Source organism: Streptomyces sp. NPDC031100 (assembly GCF_055570785.1).
The window spans coordinates 233,534-258,166 of the sequence record NZ_JBVIGN010000009.1; the positions used below are offsets into that span (position 1 = coordinate 233,534).

General features: G+C 71.0%; 22 protein-coding genes. 13 read left to right on the forward strand and 9 right to left on the reverse strand.

The window, feature by feature from the left end:
• Positions 1-86: 86 nt before the first annotated feature.
• From ACZ5DS_RS25705 to ACZ5DS_RS25750, 10 genes are all read left to right on the forward strand, one after another.
• Positions 87-863, forward strand: a complete 777-nt coding sequence (locus ACZ5DS_RS25705; protein WP_468242654.1) for an alpha/beta fold hydrolase — start codon at positions 87-89, stop codon at positions 861-863.
• Positions 864-995: 132 nt separating this feature from the next.
• Entirely contained in the window at positions 996-1,595 is a 600-nt protein-coding gene (gene cysC / locus ACZ5DS_RS25710; protein ID WP_468242656.1) for an adenylyl-sulfate kinase, read from the forward strand.
• On the forward strand, positions 1,592-2,530 hold the full coding sequence (gene cysD / locus ACZ5DS_RS25715; RefSeq protein WP_468242658.1) for a sulfate adenylyltransferase subunit CysD: 939 nt from the start codon (positions 1,592-1,594) through the stop codon (positions 2,528-2,530). Before cysC ends, cysD begins: the two co-directional genes overlap by 4 nt.
• Position 2,531: 1 nt before the next feature.
• Positions 2,532-3,857: a sulfate adenylyltransferase subunit 1 gene (locus ACZ5DS_RS25720; protein ID WP_468242661.1), complete on the forward strand. Its 1,326-nt coding sequence runs from the start codon at positions 2,532-2,534 to the stop codon at positions 3,855-3,857.
• An 89-nt stretch (positions 3,858-3,946) separates the two neighbouring features.
• Entirely contained in the window at positions 3,947-6,826 is a 2,880-nt protein-coding gene (locus ACZ5DS_RS25725) for an FAD/NAD(P)-binding protein (protein WP_468242663.1), read from the forward strand.
• Positions 6,827-7,233: 407 nt separating this feature from the next.
• Positions 7,234-7,560 (forward strand): TcmI family type II polyketide cyclase, encoded by a 327-nt coding sequence (locus ACZ5DS_RS25730; protein ID WP_468242665.1) that lies wholly within the window; start codon positions 7,234-7,236, stop codon positions 7,558-7,560.
• Positions 7,557-8,831: a beta-ketoacyl-[acyl-carrier-protein] synthase family protein gene (locus ACZ5DS_RS25735; protein WP_468242668.1), complete on the forward strand. Its 1,275-nt coding sequence runs from the start codon at positions 7,557-7,559 to the stop codon at positions 8,829-8,831. The genes ACZ5DS_RS25730 and ACZ5DS_RS25735 overlap by 4 nt, the downstream gene beginning before the upstream one ends.
• Complete coding sequence (locus tag ACZ5DS_RS25740) at positions 8,828-10,048, forward strand: ketosynthase chain-length factor (RefSeq protein WP_468242670.1); 1,221 nt, start codon at positions 8,828-8,830, stop codon at positions 10,046-10,048. The genes ACZ5DS_RS25735 and ACZ5DS_RS25740 overlap by 4 nt, the downstream gene beginning before the upstream one ends.
• 62 nt (positions 10,049-10,110) lie before the next feature.
• Entirely contained in the window at positions 10,111-11,889 is a 1,779-nt protein-coding gene (locus ACZ5DS_RS25745) for an ABC transporter ATP-binding protein (RefSeq protein WP_468242673.1), read from the forward strand.
• A 97-nt stretch (positions 11,890-11,986) separates the two neighbouring features.
• A complete protein-coding gene (locus tag ACZ5DS_RS25750; RefSeq protein ID WP_468242675.1) occupies positions 11,987-13,921 on the forward strand; it encodes a multicopper oxidase family protein in 1,935 nt (644 codons plus the stop codon).
• Here the strand turns inward: ACZ5DS_RS25750 and ACZ5DS_RS25755 are convergent.
• Genes ACZ5DS_RS25755 through ACZ5DS_RS25765 form a run of 3 tightly spaced genes read right to left on the reverse strand, consistent with a single transcriptional unit; the run spans position 13,918 to position 15,812 of the window.
• A complete protein-coding gene (locus tag ACZ5DS_RS25755; protein ID WP_468242677.1) occupies positions 13,918-14,319 on the reverse strand; it encodes a GNAT family N-acetyltransferase in 402 nt (133 codons plus the stop codon). The two genes, ACZ5DS_RS25750 and ACZ5DS_RS25755, sit on opposite strands and share 4 nt — an antisense overlap.
• The gene (gene purB, locus ACZ5DS_RS25760) at positions 14,303-15,574 is read right to left on the reverse strand and encodes an adenylosuccinate lyase (protein ID WP_468242680.1); all 1,272 of its coding nucleotides are present in this window, start codon (positions 15,572-15,574) and stop codon (positions 14,303-14,305) included. Before purB ends, ACZ5DS_RS25755 begins: the two co-directional genes overlap by 17 nt.
• A gap of 1 nt (position 15,575) precedes the next feature.
• Entirely contained in the window at positions 15,576-15,812 is a 237-nt protein-coding gene (locus tag ACZ5DS_RS25765; protein ID WP_468242682.1) for a hypothetical protein, read from the reverse strand.
• A gap of 273 nt (positions 15,813-16,085) precedes the next feature.
• On the opposite strand from ACZ5DS_RS25765, the gene ACZ5DS_RS25770 reads away from it, so the two are divergent.
• On the forward strand, positions 16,086-17,267 hold the full coding sequence (locus ACZ5DS_RS25770; RefSeq protein ID WP_468242684.1) for a glycosyltransferase: 1,182 nt from the start codon (positions 16,086-16,088) through the stop codon (positions 17,265-17,267).
• 139 nt (positions 17,268-17,406) lie between these two features.
• On the opposite strand, the gene ACZ5DS_RS25775 is transcribed toward ACZ5DS_RS25770, so the two are convergent.
• Positions 17,407-18,483 carry a glycosyltransferase gene (locus tag ACZ5DS_RS25775; protein ID WP_468242686.1) on the reverse strand — a complete coding sequence of 359 codons (1,077 nt, stop codon included), beginning with the start codon at positions 18,481-18,483 and terminating at the stop codon, positions 17,407-17,409.
• Positions 18,484-18,541: 58 nt separating this feature from the next.
• On the reverse strand, positions 18,542-19,411 hold the full coding sequence (gene rfbA / locus ACZ5DS_RS25780) for a glucose-1-phosphate thymidylyltransferase RfbA (RefSeq protein ID WP_468242688.1): 870 nt from the start codon (positions 19,409-19,411) through the stop codon (positions 18,542-18,544).
• 199 nt (positions 19,412-19,610) lie between these two features.
• Here rfbA and ACZ5DS_RS25785 point away from each other — a divergent pair, with 199 nt between their 5' ends.
• Entirely contained in the window at positions 19,611-20,624 is a 1,014-nt protein-coding gene (locus ACZ5DS_RS25785; protein WP_468242689.1) for a Gfo/Idh/MocA family protein, read from the forward strand.
• A gap of 138 nt (positions 20,625-20,762) precedes the next feature.
• Here the strand turns inward: ACZ5DS_RS25785 and ACZ5DS_RS25790 are convergent, their stop codons facing one another.
• From ACZ5DS_RS25790 to ACZ5DS_RS25805, 4 genes are all read right to left on the reverse strand, one after another.
• Positions 20,763-21,215: a nitroreductase/quinone reductase family protein gene (locus tag ACZ5DS_RS25790; protein ID WP_468242690.1), complete on the reverse strand. Its 453-nt coding sequence runs from the start codon at positions 21,213-21,215 to the stop codon at positions 20,763-20,765.
• A 75-nt stretch (positions 21,216-21,290) separates the two neighbouring features.
• Positions 21,291-21,890: a dTDP-4-dehydrorhamnose 3,5-epimerase family protein gene (locus tag ACZ5DS_RS25795; protein WP_468243005.1), complete on the reverse strand. Its 600-nt coding sequence runs from the start codon at positions 21,888-21,890 to the stop codon at positions 21,291-21,293.
• 33 nt (positions 21,891-21,923) lie between these two features.
• Positions 21,924-22,586, reverse strand: a complete 663-nt coding sequence (locus ACZ5DS_RS25800) for a sulfotransferase family protein (RefSeq protein ID WP_468242693.1) — start codon at positions 22,584-22,586, stop codon at positions 21,924-21,926.
• A gap of 18 nt (positions 22,587-22,604) precedes the next feature.
• Complete coding sequence (locus tag ACZ5DS_RS25805; RefSeq protein WP_468242695.1) at positions 22,605-23,051, reverse strand: carboxymuconolactone decarboxylase family protein; 447 nt, start codon at positions 23,049-23,051, stop codon at positions 22,605-22,607.
• A 277-nt stretch (positions 23,052-23,328) separates the two neighbouring features.
• On the opposite strand from ACZ5DS_RS25805, the gene ACZ5DS_RS25810 reads away from it, so the two are divergent.
• Positions 23,329-24,633 (forward strand): amidase, encoded by a 1,305-nt coding sequence (locus tag ACZ5DS_RS25810; RefSeq protein ID WP_468242697.1) that lies wholly within the window; start codon positions 23,329-23,331, stop codon positions 24,631-24,633.

A 24,633-nucleotide genomic window follows, 5' to 3' on the forward strand; every position in this document is an offset into this window, starting at 1 on the left:
GCCCTCGACCGGCCATCCACCGGCGCGTTCGAGGATGCCGACACACGGCGAGGTGACGGGCCTCCGGTCGGCATGAGGAGTGCGTGATGCGCAAGGTCGTTTCCCGGGACGGTACGACGATCGCCTATGAGAAGGCGGGCGAGGGCCCGCCGATCGTGCTTCTCAACGGTTCGTTCCGCGACCACACGATCTTCGACGCACTCGTGCCCGAGCTGGCGCCGCACTGCACCACCTATGTCTACGACCGCCGGGGGCGCGGTGAGAGCGGTGACTCGCCCGAGTACGCCGTCCAGCGGGAGATCGAGGATCTCGAGGCGGTGATCGAGGAAGCCGGCGGCTCGGCGGTGGTGTTCGCCGGGTCCACGGGCGCGAACCTCGCGCTCGAGGCGGCGCTCGCCGGCGCCCCGATCACCAAGCTGGCGCTGCACGAGCCGTTCTACCGGGTCGACGGCTTCCCGAAGCCCCCGTGGAACGTCGCGAAGACCCTCCGCGTGCTGCTGGAGGAGGACCGGCGTACCGAGGCGGTCGAGTACTTCCTCGGCAGCCTGCTGGGCCTGACCCCCGACACGGTCGCGGAGTGGCGCAAGGGCCCGATCTGGGCGATGAACGAGGCGAACGTCCACACCCTTCCCTACGACACGGCGATCTGCGGCGACTACGAGATCCCGGTCGACCGGCTCGCCGGCCACGCCACCGAGACCCTGGTCCTCAACAGCGACCACACCAGCGCCTGGCTGCGCGCGGCGGCGCAGGCGACCGCGGCGGCGCTGCCGCACGGCCGGTCGCTCGAACTGCCCGGATCCTGGCACCGGATCGACATGGACGTGCTCGGCCGGGTCCTGGTCGAGTTCGCCACCACCTGAGAGCTCCCGTCGCCCCGGCCCGACGGGCTGTGCGAACGCGTCCGGCGGGCCCTGGTGATCAGGTCGGTCCTGGGACCGAGGGCGGCATCCGCCTCTGACAGGCCGTCATATCACCCTCAGGAGAACACCAGCGTGACGACAGCGCACACCCGGACCGCCGGGGACACCACAGGGGCGGCCGCAGCATCCGGCCCCCGCGAGCGCGGCGCCACCGTGTGGCTGACCGGGCTGCCCAGCGCGGGCAAGACCACCCTCGCCCGCGCCCTCGCCGAACGCCTGCGCGCCGAGGGCCACGAGGTCGAGGTGCTCGACGGCGACGAGATCCGCGCCCACCTCTCGGGCGGCCTCGGATTCACCCGACAGGACCGGCACACCAACGTCATCCGGATCGGCTTCGTCGCCGAGCGGCTGGCCGTCCACGGCGTCAAGGTGCTGGCCCCGGTCATCGCCCCCTACGCCGAGTCCCGCGCCGCCGTGCGCGAGCGGCACGCGGCGGCCGGAGCCGAGTTCGTGGAGATCCACGTCGCCACCCCGGTCGGGCTGTGCTCCCAGCGCGACGTCAAGGGACTGTACGCCCGGCAGGCGGCCGGCGAGATCTCCGGTCTCACCGGCGTGGACGACCCGTACGAGGCACCGGAGAACCCGGAGCTCCGTATCCAGACGCAGGGCCGCTCGGTGGCCGACTCCGCCACCGAGCTGCACACCTTCCTGACCGAGAGGGGCCTGGCATGACGACCGCGACGCATGGCCTCGTCACGACCGGCGAGAGCCCTTACGCGCTGTCGCACCTGGACGTGCTCGAGGCCGAGTCGGTGCACATCCTCCGCGAGGTGGCCGGCGAGTTCGAGCGGCCGGTGATCCTGTTCTCCGGCGGCAAGGACTCGCTCGTCATGCTGCACCTGGCGCTCAAGGCCTTCCACCCGGCGCCGGTGCCCTTCCCGCTGCTGCACGTCGACACCGGGCACAACTTCCCCGAGGTCATCGCCTGCCGCGACCGGGTCGTCGCCCGCCACGGCCTGCGCCTGTACGTCGCCTCCGTGCAGGAGTTCATCGACGACGGCCGGCTGTGCGAGCGCCCGGACGGCACCCGCAACCCGCTGCAGACCGTGCCGTTGCTCGACGCCATCGAGTCCCACCGTTTCGACGCGGTCTTCGGCGGCGGCCGCCGCGACGAGGAGAAGGCCCGCGCCAAGGAGCGCGTCTTCTCGCTGCGCGACGAGTTCGGCGCCTGGGATCCGCGCCACCAGCGCCCCGAGCTGTGGTCGCTCTACAACGGCCGCCACGCGCCGGGCCGGCATGTGCGGGTCTTCCCGCTCTCCAACTGGACCGAGCTGGACGTCTGGCAGTACATCGAGCGGGAGGACATCGAACTCCCGGAGATCTACTACGCCCACGAGCGCGACGTGTTCCAGCGGGGCGGCATGTGGCTGACCGCCGGCGCGTGGGGCGGCCCCGCGGAGCACGAGACGCCCGAGCGGCGGCTGGTCCGTTACCGCACGGTCGGCGACATGTCCTGCACCGGCGCCGTCGACTCCACCGCCGCCACCGACGCGGACATCGTCGCCGAGATCGCCGCCAGCCGTCGCACCGAGCGCGGCGCCACCCGGGCCGACGACAAGCTCTCCGAGGCCGCCATGGAAGACCGCAAGCGCGAAGGGTACTTCTGACATGACCGTCGAAGCCGCCACCTCCCTGCTGCGCTTCGCCACCGCCGGCTCCGTCGACGACGGCAAGTCCACCCTGGTCGGGCGCCTGCTGCACGACTCCAAGTCGGTGCTGGCCGACCAGTTGGAGGCCGTCGAGCACGCCTCCCGCAGCCGCGGCCAGGACGCGCCCGACCTGGCGCTGCTCACCGACGGCCTGCGGGCCGAGCGGGAGCAGGGCATCACGATCGATGTCGCCCACCGCTACTTCGCCACCGGCCGGCGACGCTTCATCCTCGCCGACACCCCGGGCCATGTGCAGTACACCCGCAACATGGTCACCGGCGCGTCCACCGCCGAACTCGCCGTCGTCCTGGTCGACGCCCGGCACGGTGTGGTCGAGCAGACCCGCCGGCACGCCGCCGTCGCCGCCCTGCTGCGCGTCCCGCACGTGGTGCTGGCCGTCAACAAGATGGACCTGGCCGGTTACGCGGAACCCGTCTTCGCCGCCATCGCAGGGGAGTTCACCTCGTACGCGGCCTCCCTCGGCACCAAGGACGTCGTGGCGATCCCGATCTCCGCGCTGGCCGGTGACAACGTGGTGAAACCCTCCGCCCACATGGACTGGTACGGCGGCCCCACGCTGCTGGAGCACCTGGAGACCGTCCCGGTCGGCGGTGACCCGGACGGGGAGCCCGCGCGCTTCCCCGTCCAGTACGTGATCCGCGGGCAGAGCGAGCCCCACCGTGACTATCGCGGCTACGCGGGCCAGTTGGCCTCCGGGGTGCTGCGGGTGGGGGACGCCGTCACCGTCCTGCCCTCCGGCCGCACCACCGCCGTCGCCGCCATCGACACGCTCGGCCGGGAGACGGACGTCGCCTGGGCCCCCCAGTCGGTCACCGTCCGGCTCGCCGACCACATCGACGTCTCCCGCGGGGACCTGATCGCGACCGTCCCGGCCCCGGTGCCGACCACGGACTTCGAGGCCACCGTCTGCCATCTCGACGAGCGGCCGCTGCACATCGGCGCCAAGGTGCTGCTCAAGCACACCACCCGCACGGTTCGTGCGCTGGTCAAGGACATCTCGTACCGGATCGACATCGACACCCTCGAACGGCGTTCCGGCGCCGAGGGGTTGCGGGTCAACGACATCGGCCACGTGGTGCTGCGCACCGCCGAGCCGCTGGCGCTCGACGACTACGCGGCACACCGCCGCACCGGTTCGTTCCTGCTGATCGACCCGGCCGACGGCACCACCCTCACCGCGGGCATGGCGGGCGAGGCCTTCGAAGCCGTGCGCGCCGACGGCACGTCCGGCGAGGAGGACCGGGAGCACGACGGCGCCCCTTGAGCCCCGGAACGGACGTCGAACGAACCAGGGAGTCGAACACACCAGGGAGTCGCATGTTGATCCGGAATTCGTCCTCACACCATGTCGCAGTGATCGGTGCCGGCGCGGCAGGCACACTGACGGCGGTTCAGCTGATCCGGCAGGCCGAGCGCGTCGGCCGGGCCCTGGAGATATCGCTGATCGACCCTGCCGGCAGGGCCGGCCCGGGTGTCGCCTACGGCACGTCCGACCCACGCCATCTGCTCAATGTGGCCGCCGGCCGCATGAGCGCCCTTCCCGACGACCCCGAGCACTTCCTGCGCTGGCTCGCCACCGCGGACCCCTCGGCCGGGCCCGGTGACTACGTCTCCCGGCGGACGTACGGGCGCTATCTGACCGAGGTGCTGGAGCGCACCCTCGAAGGGTGCCGCCGTACCCGCCTGCACCGCGTGCGGGACCGGGTCGTGGCCGCCCGCGAACAGGGGGCCGGGCTGGTGCTGCGGCTCGCCGGCGGCGGCGAACTCCGGGCGGACGCGGCCGTACTCGCGCTGGGCACCTTCGCACCCGGCCAGGACTGGGCCGGCACCGCGCTGCGGGAGTCCGGGCGGTTCGTCGCCGACCCCTGGGCGCCCGGCGCACTCGACACCGTGCCCGACGACGCGGACGTCCTGCTGGTCGGCACCGGTCTGACCATGGCGGACATGGCCGTCACCCTGGCGCGCCCGGACCGGGTGCTGCACGCGGTGTCCCGTAACGGGCTCACTCCCCGGGAGCACCGGGCCGACGCGGCCCCGGCCGCCGAGCCGCCGCAGCTCGACGGTTCGCGCGGTCTCGACACGCTGCGCCGGGACGTCCGGCGCTACCTCGCCAGGACCCGCCGTGCCCAGGGTGACTGGCGTCCCGGTGTGGACGGGCTGCGCCCGGTGACGGCGGCCGTGTGGCAGCAGCTGACCGCGGCCGACCGGACCCGTTTCCTCCGGGAGGATCTGCGGCTGTGGGAGGTGCACCGGCACCGCATGCCGCCCAGGACGGCGGGCATGGTCGGGGCGTTGCGGTCCTCGGGCCGGCTGCGGGTGTGCCCGGCGGAAGTGGTCGGGGCCGAGCCCGGCGACGGCACCGTCCGGGTACGGCTGAGCGACGGGACGAGCCTCCGGGTCGGTGCCGTGGTCAACTGCACCGGCGCCCAGAGCGACCTCAGCCGCACGGCCGACCCGCTGGTGCGCTGTCTGCTGGATCACGGCCACGCCCGGACCGGCCCCGCCGGCCTGGGATTCGACACGGACGGCGACGGACGGCTGACGCCCGCGGCCGTCAGCTCGGTCGCGCGCCTGTGGACCATCGGAGCGCTGCGGCGGGGCAACCTGCTGGAGAGCACGGCGATCCCGGAGATCCGCACGCAGGCCGCGGAGGTCGCCGGCAGTGTGCTGACCACGCTAGGGCCTGTTGCGGAAGTCCCGCCTGCCCGGCGGCGCCCGGCACGCTCCCCCACTGCCTTAAGGGCGTGGGAGGTACCCCCACTCGCCGCACCGGGCACAGACCCAAGTACATCCAGTACGAGGGCCTGCACCCGGCACACCGAGAGCACGCACCGGACACCGCCGGGCCCGCCCTCCGGGCGGACGACGGGACTTCCGCAACAGGCCCTAGCCGGCCGCCGTGGCCCCAAGGTCACCGACCGCTACGGTCTGAGCCTGAGCACGACCCGCGAGGCGGCGGCGCTCTACAACGAGGCCCTGGAACGGATCCTGGCGGGCGAACTCGGCGCCGTGCCACTCCTGACCGACGCGGTGACCGCGGACCCGGACTTCGCCGCGGGCCATGTGGCGCTGGCACTGCTCGGCCACGAGTGCGGGGCTCCCGTGGACGCGGCCGCCGCACTCCAGGCCGCGCGCCGGGCCGTGGTGCGCCGGGCGGACGACCGCGAACGCAGCCTCGTCGCCGCGGTGGACGCCCGGCTGACCGGCACCGAGGAGACGGGCAAGGCGGCCCTCCTGCGGCACATCGCCGACCACCCCCGGGACGCGCTGGTGGTGAGCGCGGCCGTACCGACCGTCTCGTTCGACGGTGTCACCGGCGGCGAGGAGGCCCGGGCCCTGGTCGAGGGCCTGTCCGGGGTGTACGGCACCGACTGGTGGTACCTGGGACAGCTCGCCTTCGTCCGTCAGGAGCAGGAGCGGTGGCAGGAGGCCGAGGCGCTCGCCGCGCAGGCACTCGCCGCCCGGCCCTCGGCCGGCCACGCCGTCCACGCCCGGACACACGTCTTCTACGAGACCGGCGAGCACCGCGCCGGACTGGCCTGGCTGGACGAGTGGATCCACCGTCACGGGGCCGGGTCCGGCCACGCCTCCCACTTCTCCTGGCACGCCGCGCTGCACGAGCTGATGCTCGACGACCGCGCCGCTCTGCGCCGCCGCTACCAGCGCGAGCTCGTCGCCTCCGAGGTGAGCGCGGGCCGGGTCCTGGTCGATTCGGTCTCCCTGCTCTGGCGGGCCCGTATGACGGGCAGTTGGAGCGGCGAGCTGCCGCTCGCCGGAGTGCTGGACGCGGCTCCCCGGCACTGGCTGGACACACCGGAGACGGCCTTCACCGCCCTGCACAGCGCGCTGGCCCTCGCCGCGTCCGCCGACCTCGACGGGCTGGGACGGCTGCGCACCCATGCCGTGAGACACCGTCAGGACATCTTCCCGCTGGTGATCGCGCCGCTGTGCGACGCCCTCTCGTCGGTGCTCCGGCAGCGCTGGCAGCAGGCGACGGTGCGGCTGTGGCCGCTGCTGCCCGTACTCGACCGGGTGGGTGCCAGCAGGGCCCAGCGCGAGGTCGTGGAGGAGACCCTGCTGCACGCCCTGATCGCGGGCGGCGAGCACGACCGGGCCGCGGAACTGCTCTCGGCCCGGCTGGACCGTCGTCCCGCGCCCCTCGACCGCCGCCGGCTGGACACCGTGCGGGGCCGGCGCACGGCGCGGGAGCCGGTGCTCAGCCCTCCGGGATGACGTCGAGGCGGTGCGGCCCACAGGGCGGTTCCTCAACGGAACCGCCCTTTTCCCTGCCATTCACCCGCATTCTCCAGCGGAATTCGACGCTTCCCCAACCCCTCCTTGAGGCCCATCACAGACGCTGGCGACGGGCGATTCCCCGGTGAATGGAGATGGAGACATGGGCGCGCGGCTCAAGTCCGCCCTGCGATCCCTGTGGAAGAACTTTGGCGAGGGTCTGACGGGTTTGGGACGGGCATGGAGCGGAATGGGTCCTCCCCACGAATGGCACGAGTGGATCGACTGGACCGTCCCCCCTGCCGACCAACCCTGCCTACCACCGTTGTCGGAAGAGGAGCTCGCCGAATGGGCGGCAATCGTCAAGAAGCTGCGATAGGCGCAGCACACCTCGAGGAGGCGGTCGAATGCACAGCAATCTGATAGTGGCCAGAATGGACCCTCGTTCAAGTGCGGACGTGGCCCGGCTTTTCCGCGCTTTCGACGAGACCGACATGCCGCATCGCATGGGGACCCGGCGACGTCAGCTCTTCATGTACAACGGTCTGTACTTCCATCTTCAGGACTTCGACGACGACAACGGCGGGGAGCTCATCGAGCAGGCGAAGACCGACCCGCGCTTCGTCCGCATCAGCGAGGACCTCAAGCCGTTCATCGATGCCTACGACCCGGCGACCTGGCGGTCTCCCGCCGACGCCATGGCGCGCAGGTTCTACTCCTGGGAGTCGGCGTGAGCGGCCGGCGTGTGGTCATCACCGGAGTCGGGGTGGCGGCTCCGGGAGGAATAGGGACCAAGAACTTCTGGAGTCTGCTCAGCGAGGGCCGGACGGCCACCAGGGGGATCACCTTCTTCGATCCGTCGCCGTTCCGGTCCCGGATCGCGGCCGAGATCGACTTCGACCCGTGGGAGCACGGGCTCGGTCCGCAGGAGATCCGGCGCACCGACCGGGCCGCGCAGTTCGCCCTCGTCACCGCACGTGAGGCGATGGCGGACAGCGAACTGGACCTGCAGGGCCTCCCGCCCCACCGCGTCGGGGTGGCGGTCGGCAGCGCCGTCGGCGCCACCACGGGCCTCGACCAGGAGTACCGGGTGGTCAGCGACGACGGCCGGCTCGACCTCGTCGACCACACCTATGCCGTCCCCCACCTCTACAACTACTTCGTCCCGAGTTCCTTCGCCGCCGAGGTCGCCTGGGCGGTCGGCGCCGAGGGGCCCTCGACCGTGGTCTCCACCGGCTGTACCTCGGGCATCGACGCGGTCGGCTACGCGGCCGACCTGATCCGCGACGGCTCGGCCGACGTGATGATCACCGGTGCCACGGACGCGCCGATCTCGCCGATCACCATGGCGTGCTTCGACGCGATCAAGGCGACCACACCCCGCAACGACGACCCCGAGCACGCCTCCCGGCCCTTCGACCTCACCCGCAACGGCTTCGTGCTGGGCGAGGGCGCCGCGATGTTCGTCCTCGAGGAGTGGGAGTCCGCGCGCCGGCGCGGTGCCCACGTGTACGCCGAGGTCGCCGGATACGCCACCCGGTGCAACGCCTTCCACATGACCGGGCTGCGTCCCGACGGCCGGGAGATGGCCGAGGCCATCCGCGCGGCGCTGGACGAGGCGCGGATCAACCCCGATGCCGTCGACTACGTCAACGCGCACGGCTCCGGAACCAAGCAGAACGACCGGCACGAGACCAGCGCCTTCAAGAACACCCTCGGCGACCACGCCCGCCGTACCCCGGTGAGCTCGATCAAGTCGATGATCGGCCATTCGCTCGGCGCGATCGGCTCGATAGAGATCGCCGCCTCAATCCTGGCCATGGAGAACCACGTGGTGCCCCCTACAGCGAACCTGCACAGGCCCGACCCCGAATGCGACCTCGACTACGTGCCGTTGACCGCGCGCGACTGGCGCACCGACACGGTGCTGACGGTCGGCAGCGGTTTCGGCGGCTTCCAGAGCGCGATGGTGCTCGCCCGCCCGGAGAGGGACACGACGGCATGAGCGGGCAGGTCGTGGTGACAGGCATGGGAGTCGTGTCCCCCAACGGCTTCGGCGTCGACGCGTACTGGGACGCCACCCGCGACTCCAGGAGCGGCATCGGCCGTATCAGGCGCTTCGATCCGGAGCGTTACCCGTCGAAGCTCGCCGGACAGGTGGAGGGGTTCGCCGTCGAGGAGCACCTGCCGAGCCGGCTCGTCAAGCAGACCGACCGCATGACCCAGCTCGCCCTCGTCGGCGCCGAACACGCCCTGGCCGACGCCGGGGTGAGCACGCAGGACGCGGACGAGTTCGGCATGGGCGTGATGACCGCCGGCACCTGCGGCGGGTTCGAGTTCGGCCAGGAACAGCTCCAGAACCTCTGGAGCCAGGGCAGCCAGTACGTCAGCGCCTACCAGTCCTTCGCCTGGTTCTACGCGGTCAACACCGGCCAGATCTCGATCCGGCACGGTCTGCGCGGGCCCAGCGGCGTGGTGGTCAGCGACCAGGCGGGCGGCCTCGACGCCCTCGCGCACGCGCGTCGTCTGGTCCGCAAGGGCAGCGACCTGATCCTGTCCGGCGGTGTGGACGCCGCCGTCTGCCCCTGGGGGTGGGTGGCCCAGCTCACCACCGGGCGGCTGAGCACCGAGGAGCGGCCGGAGCGGGCGTACCTCCCCTTCGACGCCGACGCGTCGGGCCATGTGCCCGGCGAGGGCGGGGCGCTGCTGATCCTCGAGGACGCCGAGGCAGCGCGCCGGCGCGGCGCGACCCAGGTGTACGGCGAGATCAGCGGCTACGGGTCCACGTTCGACCCGGGTCCGGACAGCGGGCGGGAGCCGACGCTGCGGAAGGCGATCGAGATCGCCCTGGACGACGCGGGTCTGTCGCCGGGCGGCATCGACGTCGTCTTCGCCGACGCGGCCGCCGTACCGGAACTCGACCGGATCGAGGCGGCGGCGATCACCGAGGTGTTCGGGCCCCGGGCGGTCCCCGTCACGGCGCCCAAGACCATGACGGGCCGGCTCGGCTCGGGGGCCGCGCCCCTGGACGTCGCCACCGCCCTGCTGGCCATGCGGGACGGGGTGATCCCGCCGACGGCGAACGTCACCCTCTCCCCCGACTACGACCTCGACCTGGTCACCACGGAGCGGCAGACGCCCGTGACCACGGCTCTCGTCCTGGCGCGGGGCCACGGCGGGTTCAACTCCGCCCTCGTCCTGCGCTCCGTCGACTGGAACTGACCGAAAGACACGAGAAGCCGTACAGCCGTAAGGCCGAAAGAGGAAAAGAGGAGGAGACCAGGGTGAGGATCACCGGGTCGGCCACCGCTCATGCCCCTGTGCACAAGCGCCGCGTCCTCGGGCTGTTCCGCCCGTACTGGAGGAGCCTGCTGTTCGTCGCGTTGCTGGTCATCGGCTCGTCCCTGGTCTCCCTCGTCAACCCCTTCCTGATCCGCGAGATCATGGACGTGGCGCTGCCGCAGGGCAGGAGGGGGCTGCTGTCGCTGCTGGCCCTCGGCATGGTCGTCGTGTCGATCGCCACCAGTACGTTCAACGTCTGGCAGACCCATGTCTCCGCCAAGGTCGGCCAGTCGGTGATGCACGATCTGCGCACCTCCGTGTACGCCCACCTCCAGCGCATGTCGCTGGCGTTCTTCACCCGGACCCGTACCGGCGAGGTGCAGTCCCGTATCGCCAACGACATCGGCGGGATGCAGGCCACCGTGACCACCACCGTCACCGCGCTGGTGTCGGACCTGACGATCGTGATCGCCACGACCACCGCCATGGCCCTGCTCGACTGGCGGCTCACCATCGCGTCCCTGATCGTGCTCCCGGCGTTCGTCTGGGTGAGCCGGCACGTCGGGGACGACCGGCGCGTCATCACCCGTGACCGGCAGCGCCAGTTCGCCGCCCTCTCCTCGATCGTGCAGGAGTCGCTGTCGGTCAGCGGGATCATGCTCGGCCACACCATGGGCCGGTCCCGCTCGCTGACCGACACCTTCGAGAAGGAGTCCCGCAAGCTCACCGACCTGGAGGTCCGGGTGAGCACGGCTGGTCTGTGGTACCAGTCGACGATCTGGGTCGTCATGGCCTCCATGCCGGCGGTGATCTACTGGGTGGCGGGACTGACCGGCAGCAACGGCCACATGGCCATATCCATCGGCGCCCTCGTCGCGTTCACGACCCTCCAGCAGAGTCTGTTCCGGCCGGCGCAGCGGCTGCTGACCATCGGGCTGGACATCCAGAGCTCACTGGAGCTGTTCGGCCGCATCTTCGAGTACCTCGACCTGCCCGTCGACGTCGCCGAGCCGGAGCGGCCCGTGGTGCCGGCGAGCCTGCGGGGCGAGGTGCGCCTGCGGGGGGTCGGCTTCTCCTACGCGGGGGCCGGGCGGCCGACGCTGGACGGCATCGACGTGACCGTCCCGGCCGGGGGCAGCCTCGCGATCGTCGGGGAGACCGGCTCGGGCAAGACCACCCTCAGCTATCTCGTCCCACGGCTGTACGACGTGACGTCCGGCGTCGTCACGATCGACGGCATCGACGTACGCGACCTGTCCTTCGCCACGCTCACCCAGGCGGTCGGCGTCGTCTCGCAGGAGACGTACCTGTTCCACGCCTCGGTCGCCGAGAACCTCCGGTTCGCCAAGCCGGACGCGACCGACGAGGAACTGGTCGCGGCGGCCCGGATCGCGCGCATCCACGACTATCTGATGTCCCTGCCCGACGGCTACGACACGGTGGTCGGCGAGCGCGGATACCGGTTCTCCGGCGGCGAGAAGCAGCGGCTGGCGATCGCCCGCGCCATCCTGCGCGACCCGCCCGTCCTGGTGCTCGACGAGGCCACCAGCGCCTTGGACACCCAGACCGAGCAGGCCGTCCAGAAGGCCATCGACGCCGCGAGCGCCGGCCGCACCACCATCACGGTCGCCCACCGGCTGTCGACCATCCGCGAGGCCGACGAGATCATCGTGCTGGACCGGGGCAGGATCGCCGAGCGCGGCACCCACGAGGAGCTGCTCGGCCTTGGCGGTCACTACGCGACGCTGGTCAAACGGGACACCGAGGCGATGGTCGCCTGAACGCGCCGCCGCCGGAAGCCGCCAGGGCCTGTCCGGCGGGGTCGCGCTGCAGCCGGGCTCGAGTCCGCCGAGAGCGGTCGTCCCTAGCGTCCGGCGCATGGAACCCACACCCGAGAACGCGAACTCCACCGGGCTGGACCGTCGTACGCTGCTGCGCTGCGGCACCGTCGCCGGCCTGGGCGCCCTGGCGGCCGCCGTCCCCGTCGTCACCTCGTCGCGGGCCACGGCCGACGAGGCGCCCGGCGGGCCCGAGCCGTCGGCGCCCGAACTGAAGCTGACCAAGTTCGCGGACCCGCTGCGGATACCGCCGGTGCTCCGCCCCCACCACCGCGGCGACCACGACGAGCTGACCGTGCGCATGGTCACCGCCGACGTCACCCTCCACTCGGAGCTCCCTCCGGTCACGATGTGGACGTACGAGGGCGTCCATCCGGGCCCGACGATCGAGACGACCCGCGGCCGTCCGCTCCGGGTCGCCTGGGAGAACGGGCTGACCGGGAACATCCCGGTCGCCGCGGTCGACTTCGACCTGGCCGCCGGCAACTCCCCGGACCCGCTCAGCAACTACCCCGGCACGACCGGCTGCCAGGAGGTCCCCGGCGTGCACGACCTGCCGCCGTGGGCCGCGGTCCATCTGCACGGCATGCTGACCGGGGGCGGCAACGACGGCTGGATGGAGAACCTCGTCGGCCCCGGGGGCGTGCAGCTGTCGGCCTATCCGAACGACCAGACCGCGACGACGCTTTGGTACCACGACCACACCCACCACGTGAGCCGCTTCAGCGTGTTCGCCGGACTGGCCGGCATGTTCGTCTCGCGGGGCGAGGAGGAGCGGGCGCTGAACCTGCCCAGGGGCGACCAGGACGTGCCGCTGATCCTCAGCGACCGCAACTTCGACCTGGACGCGTCCGGCGCCCTCACCGGCCGGCTGGTCCACAAGGTCGGGATGGTCGGCGCGCAGCGGCTCATGCGTGCGCACGCGGCCCCCTACACCCTGGTCAACGGCGTGATCTGGCCCTATCTCGAGGTCGAGCCGCGCTGGTACCGGTTCCGGATCGTCAACGCCGCCAACTCCCGGATCTACCGGCTGATGCTGCTGGCCGACGGCAAGCCCGTGCCGGGCGCGTTGCAGGTGATCGGGACCGACCAGGGCCTGCTCGGCAAGCCGGTCGCAGTCGACGGAGCGCTCAATCTCTCCCCGGGTGAGCGCGCCGAGGTGCTGGTCGACTTCGGCGCGTTCCCCGGACAGGCCCTGAAGCTGGTCAACACGCTGCAGGACGTCCAGCCCGGCGCCGCCAGCAAGCGCAACGACCTGCTGGAGCCCGATGTGATGCAGTTCCGCGTCGCCGACGGCAGACCCTCCACCCGGTTCACGCTGCCCTCGGCCCTCTCACCCACCTTCAAGCGGCTTACCCCCGACGACCTTCCGGACGACCACGTCCGGCGGTGGGTGGTGCTGGTCGGTCCCGGCGCGACGAACGTGCCCGAGCTGTGGGAGATGGAGGAGATCGACCCGGCGGGGATCACCTTCCCGTCCGCCGGGATCGTCCAGGTCAAGGATGCCCAGGGCACCGTCACGACGCTGCGCCGGACGTCGGCGGCCTACGACGACGGCAACACGTTCACCGCCGTGCACGAGGACGTGGAGGTCTGGAAGTACCTCAATCTCACCGGGTCCCCGCACCCCATGCACATCCATCTGGCCCATTTCCAGGTGCTGTCCCGTGAGACCTACGACGTCGGCGGATTCGACCGGGTCACCCGCGGGTCGGCCAGGCCCGTCGCGTTCAAGGCGGCGTCGGTGCTCGACGCGCACGAGACCGGGGAGAAGGACGTCGTCCGGGTGGGTACGGCCGGCCCGGTCACGACCAGCACCCCGGGCGAACTGGTCACCGTGGCGGTCCGCTTCCCCGTCGTCGGCCGGGGCGTCCACCACTGCCACATGCTGGAGCACGAACAGCACATGGTGCGCCCCCTCGTGGTGACCCCGGCCGCCCTCATGCACGCCGGCGGCCACCACGATATGCACTAGGGGTTCATGACCCAGGCCGAGTTGTGGGCGGTGAAGCCGATGTGCGGGTAGTACGCGGTCGCGGCGGGCGCCGACAGCAGGACGAGCTTGGCCTGCGGTGCCTCCTTGCGGGTCGCGTCGATGAGTTCCCTGCCGATGCCCGAGCGCTGGTGGGCGCGGACGACGGCGATGTCGGACAGATAGGTCACGTAGGAGAAGTCCGAGACGCTGCGCGCGATACCCACGAGCTCACCGTCGATACGACAGGTGACGACCAGGTTGGCGCCCTGCACCATCGCCGCCATGCGCTCGGGCTCGTCGATCGGCCGACGCTCGCCGAGACCCGACTCCCGGTAGACCCGCAGCACCTCCCCGAGGTCGAGGCCGGCGCCGCTCTCCCGCTCAATGGTCCAGCTCACGAAGGTTCTCCAGTCGCTTGTAGATGACGTCATGGTGCACCAGAAAACGCTCGGGGCTCAGCAGACCGGCCTCGACCCCCTCGGTTCTGAGCAGGGTCAGAAAGTCCTCCCCGTTCGCGGCGTCCTGGATCATCCGGTACGTCCGCTCCCGCTCGCTGCCGCTCTCCAGGAGGTCGGCGAGCACCGCCGAGCTGTAGGCCAGCCCCTTGGTCTGTTCGATCGCGTCGCGCATGCGGCCGGGGAACACCGTCAGGCCCCGCACGAGGTCGGTCGCCGCGGTCACCTGGTAGTGCGCGACGGTGAACGCGTCGGGGAGAACGACCCGTTCGACGGACGAGTGGGACAGGTCCCGTTCGTGCCAGAGCGCCACGTTCTCCAGCATCATCCCGGCGTACCCGCGCAGCAGCCTGGCGAGCCCGGACAGGCGCTCGCTGGTCGTCGGGTTGCGCTTGTGCGGCATGGCGCTCGACCCCTGGTAGGCGGCCGTGCGGGGCTCCTCCACCTCGCGGACCTCGGTGCGGGACAGCAGCCGGACCTCGGTGGCGATCTGCTCGACGCAGGCGCCGAGCGTCGCGATCGCCTGCACGAGCTGGGCGTGCCGGTCCCGGGCCACCACCTGGCTCGGCGCCGGCTCGACGCCGAGGCCGAGCGCGGCGCACACGTGCTCCTCGACGAAGGGATCGATCAGTGCGTACGTCCCGACGGAGCCGGAGATCGTGCCCACCGCGACCTGCGCACGCGCGTCGGCCAGCCGCCGGACGGAGCGGTCGATCGCGAAGGCGAAACCGGCGAGCTTGTGGCCGAACGTCGTGGGCTCGGCATGCATGCCGTGCGTGCGTCCGATGCACGCCGTGCCCCAGTGCTCGAACGCCTTGTCCACCAGAGCGTCGCGGAGCCGTGCCGTGGCGCCGATCAGCAGGTCGCAGGCCCGGGCGAGGGTGTGCCCGAGGGCGGTGTCCACAAGGTCGTAGCTCGTCATGCCGAGGTGCACCCAGCGGGCGGAGTCGTCCGGCAGGTCCTCGCAGAAGGCCGCGAGGAAGGAGAGGATCTCGTGGTCCCGCTCCCGTTCGAGCTCCGCGACGTGCGCCGCCGAAGGCACCCGGGCCCGCCGGATGTCCTCCAGGGCGCTCCGGGGAACGCGCCCGAGAAGCGTCTGGGCCTCGGCGGCCAGGACCTCCACCTCGGACCAGGTGGTGTAGCGGGCCTGATCGGTCCAGAGCTCCGCCATCTCGGGCAACGAATACCGCGGTATCACGTCAGGCGGCCTTGCGGACGATTTCCACGGATCCGGCGTCCAGGAGGGTCTGGATGGCGGACTCGCCGCCGGCGACGTCCAGGTCCATGTCGTGGAGGCGGTCGATGACGTGCCGGATGACCTTTTCCGTGTGCGTGTCCTCGGTGCCCTCCCAGACCAGGTCCGGGAAAACGGTCAGATAGACCTTGTCGTTGCCCTGCGAGAAGATGTTCACTTCCATGATGTCCCGGAGAGCCATTCGGGCGTTGTAAATCAGCGTATTCATGTGCGCCACCGACTTTCGGTATCCGATGTGATGAGGCTTTCTCGCCGTACGGCCTGACCACATGATGGTCGGGCCGTCAGGGCTTCGGCATCTTCGATGTTGCCATGCGGTTCACCTCGTTCAACTGCGCGGAATCCGCAATCGAACAGGGCCGCCAATTCTGGGTGTTTGACAGGAAAACGGCGCGCCGTCGATGGTGTTCGTCAAATGCGTCAGGCCGCGTCTCACAAAAGCATCCGGAGTGCCATGAAAATCCTGTTCATCACCACGGGAAGCCAGGCCACCTACTACGCCACCGCCCCGCTGGCGACGGCCGCGAGGAACGCCGGCCACCAGGTCATACTCGCCGCGCACGAGCCGTGGGTGGAAACCGCGGAGGCCATCGGAATTCCCACGTTCTGCTACACCGTCGACCCGATCCGGCACTTCATGCGGATCACCAACCCGGGCCGGGGCCTGCGGTTCCCCCGGGAGCTGGGGGACGACGAGATGATCGGCCAGGGCCGCGGCTTCGCCCGCATGGGCCTGGCCGGCGTGGAGTCCCTGCTGAAGCTGGCCGCGGACTGGACCCCTGACGTGGTCGTCGGCAGCTCGCAGAGCTATGCGGCGATGCTGCTCGCCGCCCACCTCAAGGTCCCGTACGTGCGCCACGTCGAGTACCTGGGGATCCCGACCACCGGCATCGACCCGGGCGCCGAGCTCGAGCTCCGGCCCGAGCTGGAGCGCCTCGGTCTGGACGGGCTGCTCCAGCCCGACCTGCTCATCGACTCGACCCCGCCGTCGCTGCGGCCCGCCCACGACCCGGCCGCGCGGTCGATGCGCTGGATCCCGAGCAACCCGCAGCGCCGGCTCGAGCGCTGGATGTACACGCGCCCCGAGGGTCGTCGCCGCGTCGTGATCACCTCGGGCTTCCGCAGCCTCATGTTCCGCGACCCGGGCTGGTCCATGCCGCTGCTGGTGAGCGAGTTGGACAAGCTCGGGGCCGAGGTGCTGATCGCGGCGTCCCCCGGCGCCGCCGAGCGGTTCGGCACGCAGCTGGGCGACGCGCGCGTCGGCTGGATCCCGATGGACGTCGCCGCCGCCACCTGTGATCTGGCGGTGCACCACGGCGGCGCGACCACCGCCACGACCTTCATGGCCAACGGTGTGCCGCAGCTGATCATCCCCGAGAACCCCCCGGAGTTCCCGCCGAACTACCACCGGGAGGCCATCGCCAGGGTCATCAGCGACTTCGGCGCCGCCAAGACCCTCTGGCCGCAGGCGGAGCAGCCCGACAAGGCCCCGGGCGAGGTCATCGCCGCGGCCTGCAAGGAACTGCTCGAGGAGCCGAGCTACACCGAGCGGACGCGGTTCCTCGCCAAGGAGATCGCGACGCTTCCCACCCCCGCCGAGATCGTGCCCCTGCTGGAGGGGCTGACCTCCCGCTAGGGTCCCCCGGCAACACGTATCGCCCTGCGGCCACGGAGAACTCCTCCGTGGCCGCAGGGCGATCGGCGTTTGTGCAGTGAGTCGGCCGAGCAGCCTGCCGGCCGGCCGGGTCGGATGCCGGCCGGCCGGTTGCCGGGGGTCAGGGAGCGGCAATGGCTTCCAGCTCGCAGAGTATGTCCGCGGGGGTCGGCAGCGTCGCCGCCTCCGCGGCGAGGATCCGGGTCCGCTCGGCGTACCGGGGGTCGGACAGGATCTCCCGGCAGCCCGCGGCGACCACCTCGTCGGGGTTGCGGCCCGGCTTCGGCCGGTGCCGGTCGACCACCAGGGCGGCACCGAAGTCCCGGACGGCCTCCGCGACGGCCTTGCCGTAGCCGTTGTCGGGGATGATCAGTTGGGGCACACCCGCGTTGATCAGCGTCATGGCGGTGGTCGCACCGCCATGATGGACCGCCAGATCGCAGGTGGGGGCGACCACGTCCAGGGGGAGCCAGCCGATGCGGACGTCGCCCAGTTCCGCGCCGAACCGCTCGGCGGCCTCGGGGAGCGCCGCGATCAGCACCTCGGCTCCCGCTGCGGTCAGCTCCTCGACCAGGTTCCTGAGCGAGCTGCCGGGGGTGTCGAGCATCAGGTTGCGGGTTCCCGCGGTGATCAGCACCCGGCGGCGTCCCTCGGGGCGGGTGTACATCCAGGGCTCGAGCCGGCGCTGGCTCACCCGGGGAACCCAGCGCATCGACCGCGCCGCGGGGGCGCCCGGCGGGCGCAGGGACGGCGGGCAGAGGTCGATGAAGACGGAGGGCGCCGGCAGCCCGGTGAGCCCCAGGCGCTCCAGCTCCGGCTGGAGTTCCTGCTCCGCCTTGCGGTCACGGCGGGCCATCGGGGCGATGTGCCAGATGTGCCGGACGTAGGGGACTTTGAGGCGGGCGGCGAGCACCCTCGGGACGTGGGACAGGCCGCCGACGACCACATCGGGGGTCCACGCCTCGGTCAGCTCCAGCAGGGCGTCGAGCCGGACGGTGGCCGTCATGGACTCCTGGCCGTACCGCATGCGTTCGGGGGTGATGCAGACCGCCGGCAGCCCGACGGAGGCCGCGGCCGCCATCAGCGGCTCGTCGGCGGCCAGCAGGATCTCGTGGCCCGCGTTCCGCGCGGCGGCGGCGAGGGGGGCGACGCCGAAGACGGCCGCCTGGCTGCCACCGACGGTGAACAAGAATTTCATGGCGAGTGAACTTCCTCCGGTAAGGGGTGGACGGGACGGTGTGGGGCCCCGCTACGGATCAACCCGCCTCGGCCATTTCCATGATGTATTGGCCGTAGGTCGAATTCGCGAGGCGGCTGCCCAGCCGAAAACAGGTCTCCCGGTCGATGTAACCCATACGCCAGGCGATCTCCTCGAGACAGGCGATGCGCACGCCCTGACGGTGTTCCAGGACCTGGACGTAGTCCCCGGCCTCCATGAGCGCGTCGTGCGTTCCGGTGTCCAGCCAGACGAACCCGCGGCCCAGCGGAATCAGCGTGGCCTCGCCCCGCTCCAGGTACACCCGGTTGAGATCGGTGATCTCCAGCTCGCCGCGGTCCGACGGCCGCAGTTTCCGCGCGAATTCCACGACGTTGTTGTCGTAGAGGTACAGACCGGTGATCGCCAGGTTCGACTGCGGCCGGGCCGGCTTCTCCTCGAGCCCGACGAGCCGTCCCTGCTCGTCGAGCACGGCGACGCCGTAGCGTTCCGGGTCGCGCACCGGGTACCCGAAGAGCACACAGCCCTCGAGGTCCTGCGCGGACCGGCGGACCAGGGGCCCGAACTCGTACCCGTGGAAGATGTTGTCGCCCAGCACCAGGGCGACGGAGTCGTCGCCGATGTGGTCCGCGGAGACCAGGAACGCGTCGGCGAGCCCGCGGGGCTTGTCCTGCTCCGCGTAGGTCAGCGAGATACCGAGCCAGGAACCGTCGCCCAGCAGCCGCCGGAACATCTCCCGGTCGTCCGGGGTCGTGATGATCTCGATTTCGGTGATCCCCGCCAGCATCAGAGCCGAAAGCGGGTAGTAAATCATTGGCTTGTCGTAAACCGGTAGCATTTGCTTCGAGACACCGAGCGTGATCGGATGGAGTCTCGTGCCATTGCCGCCGGCCAGGATGATGCCCTTCACCGTGGCGCCTCCTCCGTGGATTCGTGCCCATGAGAGCGGATGTCGGAACTTTATAGCGGACCAACACACGACCGAAAGCGTCGCCGATGCCCCGACCGCCGCAATATCGGCGGGTATTGACGAACAAAGCACCGCCCACCCAAGCTGACACCATCCCGCTTTCAGGCACGCGCATTCCTCTTGTCGTTTAGGTGGACCTGTGAGAATCGAAGATCTGACACCCGTTCATGGACCCGGGCGACGGGCCGGTATCGGCATCATCGGGTGCGCCGACATCGCCGTACGACGAGCCCTCCCGGCGATCCTGGAGTCGCCCTTCGACCTGGTGGCCGTCGCCAGCCGGTCCCAGGAGAAGGCCGAGGGCATCGCGGCCTCGGTCGGCTGCAAGGCCGTCGCGGGGTACGACCAGCTCCTCGGACTCCCCGACATCGACGCGGTGTACATCCCGCTGCCGAACAGCGAGCACGCCGCATGGGCGCGGCGGGCGCTGAGCGCGGGCAAGCACGTCCTGCTGGAGAAGCCGGCGGTGCCCGGCGAGGAGACCGCCCGCGCCCTGGTCGCGCTCGCCGAGGAGCGCGGCCTGCTCGTCATGGAGAACTTCGCCTTCCTGCGGCATCCCCAGCACGACCAGGCGCGCTCCTTGCTGGCCGACGGCGTCATCGGGGAACTGCGGTCCTACAACGGCGTGTTCGGCATTCCGCCGACCGACCCGAACGGGATCAAGTACCAGGCGGACCTCGGCGGCGGGGCGCTGTGGGAGGTCGGCTGCTATCCGGTGCGCGCGGCCCAGGAGTACCTCGGGGCCTCGGCGCAGGTCCTTGGGGCCGCCCTGGAGTTCGATCCGGAACTCGGGGTGGACGTCTCCGGAGTGGCGCTGCTGCGGGACGACGACGGCGTCACCGCGCACTGCTCGTTCGGCCTGTCCCACAGCTACCGTTCGACCTACGACCTCTGGGGCAGCAAGGGGCGCCTGACGCTGGAATGGGCCTTCACCCCCTCCCGGGTCGCCCGTCCGGTGCTGCGGCTGGAGCAGAAGGACCGTGAGACCAGGATCGTCGCGCCGGCGTCGGACCAGTTCGTCGGCGTGTTCACCGCGTTCCACGAAGCCCTGCGCGATCCGGCGGCGCGTCCGGCGCACCACCGGGAACTGGTGCGGCAGGCGGGGTTGATGGCCCGGATCCGCGCGCACGCCCTGGCGGGCGGGACGCGGTGAGCGGGAACGGGTGAGGGCCTCGTGCCGCACGAGAACGGCAGCCGGTGTGCGCGGACACCGGCTGCCGTCTCTTCTCGCTTCTTCTCAGGCCTTGTCGGGCCTCGTCGGGCCTTGTCGGGCCCTCACGTGGCTCCCGTGCTAGCGAGGCATGAACCTGACGATCGGGTACTCCCGGTCGGACTTGCTCTGGTACTTGGCGATACGGGGCTGGGCGGTGGAGATGAGCTTCCACGCCTGCTCCCGCTCGGCGCCGGTGAGCCGGTGCGGCGTGATCTTCATCGGGCCGCGGCCGGGCAGCTCGATCGTCGCCCGCTCCGGGTGGGCCATCAGATTGGTGTACCAGTCCGGGTTCTGGGTTCCGCCGCCCGAGGCGATGCTGATCCAGGCGTCGTCCCCGTCGCCGAACCAGGCCACGGGAGTCTCCCGCGGCTGCCCGCTCCGGCTGCCCACCGTGTGCAGGATCAGCACGTCCATGCCCATGAATGTGGCTTTGCCCGCACGGGCCTTACGGATCATCCGGGCGTTCATTTTCTTCTGCATCCACCGGGAAAACGCCCCGGGCGTGCCCGGTTTGCTTTTGGTCGCCGCCATGGGCCACCTCCTGTCATTTCCCGCGCCTCGCGGCGCGCTGTCGAATCGGAATTGTTGCGTTGACCGTCGCGTCCGTTACCTGACGCAGCTCGGCTGAGTGATGTGGAAACGGGGCGGCAGACACTGTTCATAGGTCGGCAGCAGCCCGGCGGCCGCCGCCTCGGCCAGGGTCGGGGCCGCGGCGTCCTTGTCCGAGCGGATCGGCGGTTCCTCGAGGTGCCACGGCAGCGCCAGAGCCGGATCGAGCGCGTCCACGTCGATCATCGTTCCCGGCACGTACTCCTGCGAGCACAGGTAGCTCATGCAGGTGTCGTCGGTGAGGGCGAGGAACGCGTGGCCGATCCCGTCGGGCAGGTACACGGCCGTTCCCGTCTCCGGGCTCTGGTGGGTGATGTCGTAGTGGCCGAACGTCGGCGAGCCCACGCGGATGTCGACGGCGATGTCGAGCGCGCTGCCCCGCACACAGGTGACGAACTTGGCCTGGCCGGGCGGGACCTTGGTGCCGTGGATGCCCCGCAGGGTGTTCCGCCGGGACACGGAGTAGTTGACCTGACGGACCGCGAACGACCAGCCGGTGGCGGCCTGCAGGGCGCCGGCCCGCACCGATTCGAAGAAGTGTCCCCGCCGGTCGTGCAGGGGCTCGGGTTCGACGCGGAAGGCGCCGGCGATCTTCATTTCCGAGATCAGCACCGCATGCTCCTCGCTGACTCAACCGGTGGCGACCGGACCGGCTCCGGCCGCCTGGGCGATCCGCCGGCGCATGGCCTCGGAGTCGTTGGCGTGCGGGAACTCCTCCTGGGGAACGTCGACGCCGAGGAAGGCGCACAGCGGCTCCCACCCCTGCTTCACGTCGTACACGAGGACGTTGTCCGCGCCGAGGGCCCGTACGACGTCCTCGTTGTGCCGGTGGTAGACCTCGATGGCGTGGTCCTTGTCGGCGAACCGGCCCTCGAACAGGCCGTCCCAGACCATGGTGCCGACGACCCGGAAGAGCCGGTCCTGCCGGGAGCCGGGCTCCGGCGGGTGCTCCATGCTGCGCAGGGCGAACTGGTACAGCGTGTCGTAGGTGCTCCGGTACCAGCGCTCGGCGTCGCGCACCGTGAGGATCACCTTGGCCTCGGGGAACGCCTCGCTGATCTGCCGGTAGTAGACCGCGCAGGGACCGTCCACCGCGGAGGTGTACCCGTCGAACACCGCCGCCCAGTCGGGGGTTTCACCGGCGCAGACGATCTTCTCCCACTGCGCGAGGCGCTCGTCGTCGCCGACGATGTCGAACATGTGAAAGCAGGGGCCGAGACCCAGCCGGTCCAGGGCCACCTGCAGTGATGTGGTGCCGGTCCTGCCGAGGCCGGCGTTGATGAGCTTCAGCACGGTGCCGTTGTCCCTTCCTCAGCGCCAGGCCGCGGGTTCCTGCCGGGTGGCGACGTTCACGCGGTTCCACAGGTTGACCAGGCCGATGTGCATGACCATCGCGCCGAGTTGCTCGTCGGTGTAGTACTGGGCGGAGTCCTCCCAGACCTCGTCCGACGCCATGTCCTCCGGGTCGGTCATCAGGGTGACGGCCTCGGCCATCGCCAGCGCGGAGCGCTCGGCCTCGGAGAAGCAGGACTCGGTCTGCCAGGAGGCGACCAGCGGAAGGCGTTCGTCCGCCTTCGCCGCCTCCTCCGGGTCGTCCGGAAGCGTGTAGACACGGCCGTTGATCTCGCTGACCCGCAGCCGGACGAGGTCGAGGGTCGCGCGCGGGATGCCGACCTTGCCGATGACCTCGGTCAGGTCGAGCAGGGGCTGCAGGGCACCGGGAACGACCAGGGAAGGGTTGTCCATCCGTGGAGTCATCGGGTCTTCTCCTGTGTGATAAGTACGTGTGAATTACCTCGGAAACATGCTGCTGGGCACGTGTGGCCATTCGCAAGAAATCACGTTCAACTGTGGAATGCACGCAGATGCAACACCCGCAATCCGCAAGTTGCGATGAATTCGGCTGATGACTTGTAGTGGTCTCGTGTCTGACTCCACGACAACGAAGAGTAGGCAGCCGATCCGGCGCGGCATTCACGAAACACGGCAATTATTTCTCGACGGTCATTCCACGGTCGTCGGGCAGGTGCTGGACGTGCTCACCGCCATCCGTGCGACGGACCCGGAGCTCGGTGCGTACGTCGAGGTCGCCGAGGCCCGCGCGCTGCGGGAGGCCGAGGCGGCCGACCGCCTCCTGGCCCATCTCGGCGAGGCCGCCTTCCGCGGCCGGCCGCTGCTCGGCGTCACGGTGTCGGTCAAGGACCTGATCCAGACCGAGGACCTCCGCACCCGGCGGGGGTCGCTGCTGCCGAACGGTCGTACCGCCGCCGACGCGCCCTCCGTGGCCCGGCTGCGGGCCGCGGGCGCGATCGTCGTGGGGAAGACGACGACGTCGGAGTACGGCTGGAGTGCGAGCACCGTCAGCCGGGTGGGCTCCCCCACCCGCAATCCCTGGGCACCCGACCGCAGCGCCGGCGGCTCCAGCGGCGGGTCGGCGGCCGCCGTGGCGGCCGGCCTGTGCACCGCCTCGCTCGGCACGGACGGAGCCGGGTCGGTCCGCATCCCGGCGGCGTTCTGCGGTGTGGTCGGGTTCAAGCCCTCCTTCGGGCGGATCCCCTATGTGCCGCCCTGTGCCGAGCGGCTGTCCCATGTCGGGCCGCTCGCGCGGAGCGTCGCGGACGTCGCCGAACTCATGCCGGTGCTGGCGGGCCCCGACCACCGCGACCCCGACTCGCTGACCGCGCCGTCGGTGCCCGCGCCGCCGCCCGCCCCGCTGCGCGTCGGCTGGATCGAGTTCCCGGGCACCGCCGGCCCGGTCCGCGAGGTCACCGAGGGCGTCCTGCCGGTGCTGACCGCGCTGGGACACCGCGTCGAGCGCGTCGAGGTCCCGTTCCCGGACCCGTACGACGCCCTGGTGGACGTCCTCGCCGCGGCCGACGCGCACGGCACCGCGCCCGCGGACGAGCCGTGGTGCGACGCGGGCCGGCTCGCGATCGTGCGGTACGGGCGCTCACTGAGCGGCGCCGCCGTGGCCCGCGCCGAGGAGACCCGGCTCGCTCTGCGGGCGCGGCTCGCCTCGGTGATGGAGGCCTACGACCTGCTGGCCATGGCGACCGTCCCGGTGGAGCCGTTCGCCGTCGACGCGATCGCCCCGCCGTGGGCCGCCGATCCCGGGGACCTGCGCTGGCTGGCGTGGTCCCCCGCGACGTACCCCTTCAACCTCACCGGCCAGCCCGCGCTGTCGCTCCCCGTCGGTCTCACGCCGGCCGGGCTCCCGGTCGGGCTCCAGCTCGTGGGCCGGGTCGGCGACGACGACCTCGTGCTCTCGGCCGCCGGGCTCCTCGAGACGGCGCTCGGCCTCTCCCTGACACCCCCCGGCCCCACCACGAAAGGAAAGTGA

What these genes read in the sequence shown, in the direction of transcription:
- ACZ5DS_RS25730 (WP_468242665.1), top strand. Translation starts at nt 7,234, where the DNA reads ATGCACAGCAATCTGATAGTGGCCAGAATGGACCCTCGTTCAAGTGCG.
- ACZ5DS_RS25720 (WP_468242661.1), top strand. Translation starts at nt 2,532, where the DNA reads ATGACCGTCGAAGCCGCCACCTCCCTGCTGCGCTTCGCCACCGCCGGC.
- ACZ5DS_RS25790 (WP_468242690.1), bottom strand. Translation starts at nt 21,215, where the DNA reads ATGGCGGCGACCAAAAGCAAACCGGGCACGCCCGGGGCGTTTTCCCGG.
- ACZ5DS_RS25775 (WP_468242686.1), bottom strand. Translation starts at nt 18,483, where the DNA reads ATGAAATTCTTGTTCACCGTCGGTGGCAGCCAGGCGGCCGTCTTCGGC.
- ACZ5DS_RS25770 (WP_468242684.1), top strand. Translation starts at nt 16,086, where the DNA reads ATGAAAATCCTGTTCATCACCACGGGAAGCCAGGCCACCTACTACGCC.
- ACZ5DS_RS25765 (WP_468242682.1), bottom strand. Translation starts at nt 15,812, where the DNA reads ATGGCTCTCCGGGACATCATGGAAGTGAACATCTTCTCGCAGGGCAAC.
- ACZ5DS_RS25705 (WP_468242654.1), top strand. Translation starts at nt 87, where the DNA reads ATGCGCAAGGTCGTTTCCCGGGACGGTACGACGATCGCCTATGAGAAG.
- ACZ5DS_RS25795 (WP_468243005.1), bottom strand. Translation starts at nt 21,890, where the DNA reads ATGAAGATCGCCGGCGCCTTCCGCGTCGAACCCGAGCCCCTGCACGAC.
- ACZ5DS_RS25740 (WP_468242670.1), top strand. Translation starts at nt 8,828, where the DNA reads ATGAGCGGGCAGGTCGTGGTGACAGGCATGGGAGTCGTGTCCCCCAAC.
- ACZ5DS_RS25750 (WP_468242675.1), top strand. Translation starts at nt 11,987, where the DNA reads ATGGAACCCACACCCGAGAACGCGAACTCCACCGGGCTGGACCGTCGT.
- ACZ5DS_RS25805 (WP_468242695.1), bottom strand. Translation starts at nt 23,051, where the DNA reads ATGACTCCACGGATGGACAACCCTTCCCTGGTCGTTCCCGGTGCCCTG.
- cysD (WP_468242658.1), top strand. Translation starts at nt 1,592, where the DNA reads ATGACGACCGCGACGCATGGCCTCGTCACGACCGGCGAGAGCCCTTAC.